Here is a 9,258-nt window from a genome sequence, read left to right on the forward strand (position 1 = left end):
TGAATAAGGACTTAGGACTTCGGGCCTGACAAAAAACTATCAATAAAAGCTTGAGGAAGTTTCTTGACTAACAACACGGGTAAACTAGACTTGTTAAGCACATTATGTGCGAAACTTCCGAATATCAACCCATTTAAAGTTGAAAGCCCTCGCGTACCCATGATTACTAAATTAAATGGTTTTTGTGTTGCATAATCAAAAATTACATTTACGGTTTCGGAAACTACATTAGAAGCATACAATACCTGGTGTTTGACATTATACTCTTTTTGGAGAAATACTTCATTGGTTTTGGCAAGTATTTCATGATATTGTTTTTTTGTTTCTGGATCAGAGGCATCGAGCGCATGCTTCATCCATTCTGCGGTTGGACTAACCGGCCAAGCATCTACCCAATTATGTTCTGAGCCAATAGGTTCTTCATCACTCTCTCTAACCTGTACGACAGTTAATTGCATATCAGGTATATTCTTAAATAGATTGGCTGTATAAACGGCAGCAGAAAAAGCCTGATGCGAACCATCGGAATAGAGAAGTACACGGAACTGAGACGAGGAGCCATGGGTTCCACCATCGTCGGCTGTACAGTAACGATCAACAAACTCCTGAGGGAGTTTTTTCACTAACAATACTGGTATATTAGACTTGTTAATCACATTATGTGTTAAACTACCATGAATCAAACCTTTTAAACTAGTGAGCCCCCGTGTGCCCATAATTAATAAATCGAAGGCATTTGTTGTAGAATAATTAATAATTGCCTTTGCCATATCAGAAATATTCGAATCAGAATAAATAACCTGCTGATTGACGTCGTATCCTCTTTTAGAAAATATTTCGTTGGTTTTGGCAAGTATTTCAGAATACTGAATTATCTTGTCCGAATCCGCTTCACCCATTAAATGTTTCACCCAGTCCGATTTGGGGTCAATCGGCCAAGATTCTATTAAATTAGGATCTCCCCCCCTAGAACTTTCAACATTGTCACGTACATACAAAACAGTTAAATGCATATTAGGGATGTTCTTGAATAAACTGGTTGTGTAAACGGCAGCAGATAATGAATGCTGTGTACCATCAGAGTAAAGAAGCACCTTAACCATACTCGTATCACTCATCTTTAATACCACCTTTTTAATAATTTCTCACCATTACATTTTCTTATTGACATTCATTATAGCATAAACCCTCTGTCCATTCATAGAACACCTGTCTCACTCAAAATCCAAAATATTAACTAAATTAATGGTGGCAAACTTAAATCCATATATTAAAACTATCCTTGTTCTCAATAATCTTTTCAGCTAGCAATGTCCCTGTATAATGAAAGTAATTTTCGTCATCCGCTCGACTTACAAACAATCGTCGAAGTAAAGGAATGCTATTAGTTTTATTAATATCAAAATTATCAATAGATCGTTTAAATTCATCTTCTAAGTTAGCATTACCCCAAGACTTAGGCCCTTTCTCCGGCTTGCTCCTGTTGACACGCCTCAAAAATTCAAAGGGAAACGCTCCAAACGAAATTAAAATCTTGGGTTTATACTCCAGAACGATTTCCCTAAACAGCTCTATCTCTTTTGATACTTCTGAGCCCCACCAATTTAAGGTATTAGGAACTATTTCACTATCGCAGACAACATTCCGAATATAAATCTGAGTCGTATCTATTCTTTTCTGAATCTTCCTATATACTTTATCCTGAACCTCATCTAAAACTGGAGCCCAAATGTTTTGGCGAACAGAAGAATGTTTTGGATTGACTAATAACCAAATCGGATACGTACGGTCTCCCCACTCCCTCTTAACATTTTCAACGGAAAGTATATCTAATTGATGTGCCATGCTAGCCACTCAAATCCCACCTTTATAATTTATGTTTCAATTCTTAAGCGATAACAATCTAAAATAATCTCTGTCCTCTACCCTTAGTCAGCAGCCACAATTTTTACTTTCCACCAAATATAATTATTCTACCTTTGTAATAATGTTCTCAAACAAGACTCTAGTTTGCTCAACGATTCCGTGATATAATAACAATGATCAAATTTCTTAGTGGCCTTTCGAGGCTGCTTTTTTTAAATTAATTTGTGACTATACTCACAAATTAAGATTATCATTATGTTTCCATTTTGTCTATAGTATTATGGATATGTTCACGATAAATTTATTGTATAGCATCTTTGTATTCTATATATTCCCTATAATTTATATATTGGTGACCTGAATTCGTCTTCTCTAACGGGATTTTCATCCATAAAATTGTCCTTTAAGTTAGTCGTATGAAAAAAAGTAAAACTAAAGCTCCTAAGATAATACAGTTATCATGGAGCTTTAGTTTATTTATCAGTTAGTTTATTCAATCCATATCTTAAGACTATCTTTGTTTTCAATAATCTTTTCAGCGATCTTCATCCCTACATAATGAAAGTAATTTTCGCCAAAATAATTGTGATTTTCAATTAAATTACCGCTTGTGATGACTCTGCGAAGTAAGGGTATCCTATTCGTCTTGTCTATATCAAAGTTCTCAATTGCACTTCCAAATTCGTCTCCTAAGTATGAAGCACCCCAATACTTAGGACCCTTTTCGGGCTTGATCTCGTAAACACGCCTCAGAAACTCAAAGGGAAATGCCCCAAACGAAATTAGAATCTTCGGCTCATGTTCCAGAACAATTTCCCTGAACAACTCTATTTCCCTCGCAACATCTGCTCCCCACCAATTTAATGTATTAGGTACTATATTGCCGTCACTAACAACATTTCTGATGTAAATATTTGTAGTATCGATTCGTTTTCTAATTTCTCTAAAGATTTTATCCTGTATCTCAGCTAATACGGGTGTCCATATGTTGTGCCGTACAGCTGGATGTTTTGGATTAACTAATAACCAAATTGGATAATTTCTATCTCCCGATTCTCGTTTCTTCATTTTCTCGACTAAAGGTATATATTTATCGATAGCTATGCTTGACAAATGAATCCCACCTTTCAGTATGATTTCTGTCACAATTGATTATAATTTTAGTCGTTCCAAAGTTTACCAATAAGAATTAATCAAAAATATCTTCTCTTAGATATTCCTGTTAGCAGACCACTGTTGACCATTAAAATTTGTAACAGACTCTAGGAGATTGCAAGCCAAAGAATTCTTTTCGGTATCTTTCTCACATTTTAGAACGGCTCTTGCTCGTTCTAATGCATTAGTGGAAGAAGCAAATACTTCATTTTCCGACATAAATATATTGTCAACGTCGATATCAGCATCGAGATTTGAATTTTTAAGCATAGAACTAAGATCAGCCTTAACACCACTGACAATAAGGATCCCACCCGCTTCTCTTACAGTCCTGATAAAAACTTTTAGGGCATTAATTGATGTCAAATCAATTGACACTACATACTTCATTCTTAAAATAAACACTTTCGATTTGTTAACCAAGCTAGCAAGTTTTTCTTCTAAGTCATAAGCCGAGCCGAAGTATAAATTTCCTTCTAATTGAATAATTAAGATATCGACTTTTCCCTTTAGAACCTCAACTTCATTCTCAATAATTTGGGATTCTGTTCCCTGTGTTGGGACAAGAATTTTAACAGGTACTCTGTTCGTGTCTCTGAGGTATAAAGCAATCGATAGCGCAATTCCCAAATAAATTGCTTGATCTAAGTCAGGCATTAAAATAGTTGCGAAACAGGTTACCCACATTGCTATAGAATCCGATTTCAATAAGCCGACTTTAACGACTTTCTTGATTTCCTTTTGGTCGATCAAATTATAAGCAGTTACTAAAATCACGCCGGCAAGGCATGGATTCGGTATATATTTTGCGAACGGCGCTAAAAACAAGAGCACTAAAGCCACGACAACACCTGACATAATTCCAGCTAATCTGCTAACGGCTCCATTATGATAATTAATCGCCGAACGAGTAAATGAACCCGAACCAGGGAAACACTGGAAAAACGATGATACTAGGTTTGCTAAACCCTGTCCGACAAATTCCTGGTTAGCATCAATTTTTTGTCGGGAAGTGCTGGAAATAGATTTGGCGATTGAAATGGCTTCTACCAATCCAATAATAGAAATGGCAATAGCACCACTAAAGACGCTTTGAATAGACTCCAGATTAAATTGTACCATTTTAAAGGGTGGTAGCGAAGAAGGAATATAACCTGTTAGTTTTATACCCTTCTGTTCTAATGAAAAAATAACGATGAAAATTATTGGAATGACAATTCCGATTAAAGCACCAGGCAAGTTCTTATTGATCCTTTTACAGATTAACATAATGGCTATCGTCATTAATCCAAGGCCAAGTGCGTAGAAGTTGGTTTGGTCTAGGTGGGTTATAACATAATAGAATTTCATTGTCGTTGGCATGTGTGCTGAATCTTTGATAGAAATACTTAGGAGTGTACTTAATTGACCCAGAGCGATTAATACACCAGCCCCGGCTGTGAAACCAACGATAACAGTATGGGACACGAAATTGATAACCTTGCCCAGCTTTATGGCTCCAAAGAAAATTTGTAAGGCCCCTACGAGAAACGTCATAAGAAATAACAGTTGATATGCGTTATCTAGTCCCATATAGTTCCTCATGCTGCCTGCTACGAGTAGCGCTATGGCATTGGTCGGACCAGCGATCAGGTGTTTTGAACTGCCAAATAATGAACCGACAATGGTTGATACTATTGCTGTATACAAACCATACACTGGGTTAACGCCCGCGATCAATGCATAAGCCATAGATTGTGGTATTGCAACCACTGCCACTGTCAATGCAGCAATCAGGTCCTTACTGAAATATTCTTTTTTGTATGATTTTATATCATTAATTGCAGGAGATAATAACAAAGGAATCCCACCCTTCATCCAAATGACATCTCATTAGTGAATAGAAAATGCAATGTTCGCATTTTTATTACTTTACGGCTAAATTGGTCTCCCATAATTCCTCCGATTTTTGTGCCATAATCTTTCGTTAATCTATCTAACCAGAGGACAGATTCTTCTATAGCATACCTTTGTAGTTCTAAAAATCGTCTAACGTCTCGGCTTTAATCTTGACCAATACATAAGGTAGTTGAAATCAAGTTTAATATTGAGTGAAGAATTTCACGAGAACGAGCGAGCGAATCAAACTGAGCAAAATCTCAAAATAATAGTCCAACTTTTCATAATACCGATGATCAAATTTCTTAGCGCCTTTCGAGGCAGCTTTTTTTAGTTTACACTGGCTGAAGCCTTTATGGTTAGTGGTAATCCCCCCTTTAGTATCTACCTAGCATCAAGTAAAGATTAGCATTGAGTACAATGTTGTGTCTATAGTAGATCAGTATTGTCGTACTCGATATTTTTTATGGTGTAATTGATGACATTGAAATCTTTTTCAAATAACCAAAGCCAATTTAAATAGATAGGCCCGAAGAGGATACATATCTTCAGGCCCTAATCTACTTTAGTCCTTCTAAAGCTAGCTTAAAGATATAATTCTAACCCCTAGTAGGCTTTATGCGATACATAATAATAATCAAATTTCTTAGCGACCTTTCGAGGCTGCTTTTTTATAGACCTATATGGGACCCGTAGCTTAAAACCTTCTTACTGAACCTGAACGCTAGTTTATTCAATTTCTAATCCTCCTCGTTAATTCATGCCATGAGTCCTTGACTTATAATCGAAAAGAACAATTCCGAAAACAGCGACCATAACGATGATAGCAATAACACCCATAACCATAATCTCAACCTCCTTATCTATTTGATTAACTAACTAAAGATTAACATCGTCAAAATTCGCTGTCTATAGCAATACAGTATTATCGTACTCAGTTTTATTTATGGTTGAACTGTAAAACATTAAGTAATAATGACCTTGGCTGTAAAAAGGCTCTGATTAATTGTCTTCTCTTAAAGACTGTTAATCAGAGCCACAAAACAGAACATATTAAAGCCCCGAGGAGAAGTGTTATCTCTTCGGGGCCACTCTATTGTAACATCTAGTCAAAATTATTCAGCAATGTGGAAAACTCCAGAAGCAGCTAGAACAATAATAATAATCTCCAACCCAACCATAGTAGCATATGGAAAATCCTTTTTACGCAAGTAGGTCACTAACAGTGATAAATAACCTAGAACAGACACTACCCCCAAAAAGGCTAAACCCACCAAATTTAAATAATCGGCATGAGTAATTAAACCTAACCAGTCCCAACCTATGGGAGCATTTGTTGCTTGTGAATACTGATGTACACTCATACCCCAATAAAGTGGCATGTCTGATGGTTTAACAATTGGATCTAAAAAACCAGCCATATAAATAAGAAATGTAATTACCATGACAATAATTCCGGCCCATGAGCAAAACAACAAGATGTTAGCATATTTATTCTGTTCTGGACTTACCTCAACATCTATATTAGTTTGGTCACTCATGGCACTCCGTAAATTATTACTTGGAATAGGTGTTTGACTGCTCATAATATTTTACCCCCATCCTAATCCTGCTAGTAATGATTTTAAACCAGCGAACAATAACATTAGAATAACAATATAACGAATAGATTTTGGCTTTGCAGTGTTCAAAATCTTGACACCTACCCTCGAGCCCACCATAATCCCTATGACAGATGGAATTGTTATAATAGGAAGTACAGCACCTTGATTCAAATAAATCCACGCCGCGGAAGTATCTGTAATAGCTAACAGTGACATACTTGTACCAACCGCAATTTTAAGCGGTGCCCCTAAGAGGAGGTTGAGCACTGGCACGTTAGCCCAGCCTGCGCCTATCCCAAACATTCCAGCAATTATCCCAATACCACTAAAGAGTACAAGTCCAGCGGGAAGTCTCCATACGGTCCAACGAACGTCCTTACCACTAGAAGGCTCGAAATAAGCACCTCCAATATTTAAGTAACGAGCTAAAGCATCAGGACGACCGATCTTAGGAAATTCGCTATTCTTTGAAAAAATGAAAAGCATTGCAATCCCTGTAATTAAGAGCCCTAACAAAATCTTGAGAATACTTTGGGGTAGTGAAAGTCCTAAAAATGCGCCTACAATGCTTGATGCTGAAGCAATTACTGCTAAAGGTATAACCAAGCGTAGGCTAGCTAAATTTGATTTTAAGAGTTTAGGTGCTGCAGACAACGAACAAGCAAGCGCTACAAACAAGCCTGAGCCACGGATGAAGTCAAAGTTAAAGGGGAAAAAACTGCTGACAATAGGCACATAGAGTACACTACCTCCTACCCCGGCTAACGCAGCAACAATACCAATCAAAAAGGTAGAAAATAGTAACGCTAGAGGCCATACCCACCAAGGTACTCCAGGTGTACCCGCTGCTTGAGCTACAGCAAGATTAGTTGATGTAAATAATGAACTAGCATACATAAAGAAATTTCCAATCATAACTTTTTGACCTCCTACGGTTAAACTAAATATTTACGGTGGTTTTAGAACTTTAAGGATCGGTCAATGCCAAAGTGATAATATTGACATGTATCCTTGTACCTATTTTCACCGCCTCTCTATTTAGACAATCTTTTCTAAGAACATCTTGTAATTAATGTGTTGTTTATCCCACCCATATATTAAAACGATCCTTATTCTCAATAATCTTATCGGCAATCTTTGTACCGACATATTGGAAGTAATTTTCACCTAAACTATCAGGATCTACAATGAATTTTCCACTTTCAATGACTCGTCGAAGTAATGGAATGCAATTAGTTTTGTTAATGTCAAAGTTCTGAATTGATCTTCCAAATTCATTTCCTAATTTTGTCGTACCCCAAGATTTAGGTCCTTTTTCGGGTTTGATCTCATAGACTCGTCTCATAAATTCATAAGTAAATGCTCCAAAAGTAATTAAAATCTTAGGTTTATATTGAAAAGCGATTTCCCTAAACGACTCTATTTCAGAAGCAACTTCTGGTCCCCACCAATTTAGTGTCTTAGGAACTATATCGCTATCTTCAACAGCATTCCTAACATAAATATTCGTCGAGTCTATTCTCATATGCATTTCCTTAAATACTCTGTCCTGAATCTCAGCTAACACAGGTGACCAAATGTTATGTCGGACAGCAGGATGTTTTGGATTCACTAATAGCCAAATTGGGTAAGTTTTTTCTCCCGACTCCCTTTTCATCTTCCTCTTTTCCTTCTCATCTATAGATGAATATTTATTGAGTACTAAGCTGGGCAAGCTAATCCCCCCGTTCAGTCGTTATGCTCGCTCACCGACAAGAGCTGGCTGTTTATAAATCATTCGTGAATTTTTTCATAAATTTTTTCATAGCTTCTTTCATCGATCATTATCTTGATCTTTTTGTGGAACATTTCATGAATCTTTTCGTGAATCTTTTCGTGAATCTTTTCGTGAATCTTTTCGTGGATCTTTTCGTGGATCTTTTTTCTTAATACTAAGTAACTATGTTCACAATCAAATTTTAGCATTATGTTCGCTTGGTGTAAATAGCATGGCAATATGTTCGTAATCACTATACGCTATGGCTGGACCGAATACTATTCAGCAATTTTGTCATGTCCAACAATTTTCTACTTGTCTCTCGGCCCTTCTCGATCTCTAATGAGGGGCAATAATCAGAAATATTAATCAATATTTCTTACCCTAAGCACTAAAACAGATTTAATAGTGCCTCTTTTATTGGCATTTGCTATAATTACCTGATTTATTATTGAAAAATTGATCAAGGAACTATAGCGAATAGAGTTTTCACCATAACATCTTATATATTATAAAAACCATTATATATTCTTATGGATAAATTAATTATTTTTTTGTATCAATGCAAATTTGCTAATTATTTCTTTATGTATGTTAAATGATATACGATCATAATGAATTCTGTGGATTGCAAAGGAACTGCCTTTGCTTGGTATCACAGCCTTTGATAACTATAATTTCATTATTAGAAGTATTAGCAAGAACTATATAAATTAAGTGCAGCTCTCGACGAAGAATATCAGGCAATCACTTGTTTATGTAAGATTACGCTGATTACATTAAATGACACTGATGACACAAAAAGTGGGTTGAACCATTAATCGATGGCTCAACCCACTTTTAAGATATCACTAATAACTATTTAAAGAGCTATTTGATTATCAACACAGGTATTGCTGATTTATTAAGTACACTCTGTGCTAAACAACCAAATACTAAACGTTTTAAAATGCCAAGCTTCTTCGCGCCAATAATTATAAATTCAAATGATTTATTGGT

General features: G+C 36.1%; 8 protein-coding genes. All 8 read right to left on the minus strand.

Annotated elements, in window-relative coordinates:
* Positions 1-11: 11 nt before the first annotated feature.
* Positions 12-1,118, minus strand: a complete 1,107-nt coding sequence (locus UF75_RS31020) for a universal stress protein (RefSeq protein WP_045574665.1) — start codon at positions 1,116-1,118, stop codon at positions 12-14.
* A 139-nt stretch (positions 1,119-1,257) separates the two neighbouring features.
* Positions 1,258-1,845 carry a hypothetical protein gene (locus UF75_RS11060; RefSeq protein ID WP_045574673.1) on the minus strand — a complete coding sequence of 196 codons (588 nt, stop codon included), beginning with the start codon at positions 1,843-1,845 and terminating at the stop codon, positions 1,258-1,260.
* Positions 1,846-2,355: 510 nt separating this feature from the next.
* A complete protein-coding gene (locus tag UF75_RS11065) occupies positions 2,356-2,979 on the minus strand; it encodes a hypothetical protein (protein WP_045574666.1) in 624 nt (207 codons plus the stop codon).
* 96 nt (positions 2,980-3,075) lie between these two features.
* Entirely contained in the window at positions 3,076-4,878 is a 1,803-nt protein-coding gene (locus UF75_RS11070) for a SulP family inorganic anion transporter (protein WP_045574667.1), read from the minus strand.
* A 1,136-nt stretch (positions 4,879-6,014) separates the two neighbouring features.
* Complete coding sequence (locus UF75_RS11075; protein ID WP_045574668.1) at positions 6,015-6,485, minus strand: hypothetical protein; 471 nt, start codon at positions 6,483-6,485, stop codon at positions 6,015-6,017.
* Positions 6,486-6,491: 6 nt separating this feature from the next.
* Positions 6,492-7,418 (minus strand): sulfite exporter TauE/SafE family protein, encoded by a 927-nt coding sequence (locus tag UF75_RS11080; RefSeq protein WP_045574669.1) that lies wholly within the window; start codon positions 7,416-7,418, stop codon positions 6,492-6,494.
* Between the two features lie 166 nt (positions 7,419-7,584).
* A complete protein-coding gene (locus UF75_RS11085) occupies positions 7,585-8,217 on the minus strand; it encodes a hypothetical protein (RefSeq protein WP_045574670.1) in 633 nt (210 codons plus the stop codon).
* 912 nt (positions 8,218-9,129) lie between these two features.
* Positions 9,130-9,237: a universal stress protein gene (locus tag UF75_RS30705; RefSeq protein ID WP_348983048.1), complete on the minus strand. Its 108-nt coding sequence runs from the start codon at positions 9,235-9,237 to the stop codon at positions 9,130-9,132.
* Positions 9,238-9,258: the final 21 nt, after the last annotated feature.

Source organism: Desulfosporosinus sp. I2 (genome assembly GCF_000960765.1).
GTDB lineage: Bacteria > Bacillota > Desulfitobacteriia > Desulfitobacteriales > Desulfitobacteriaceae > Desulfosporosinus.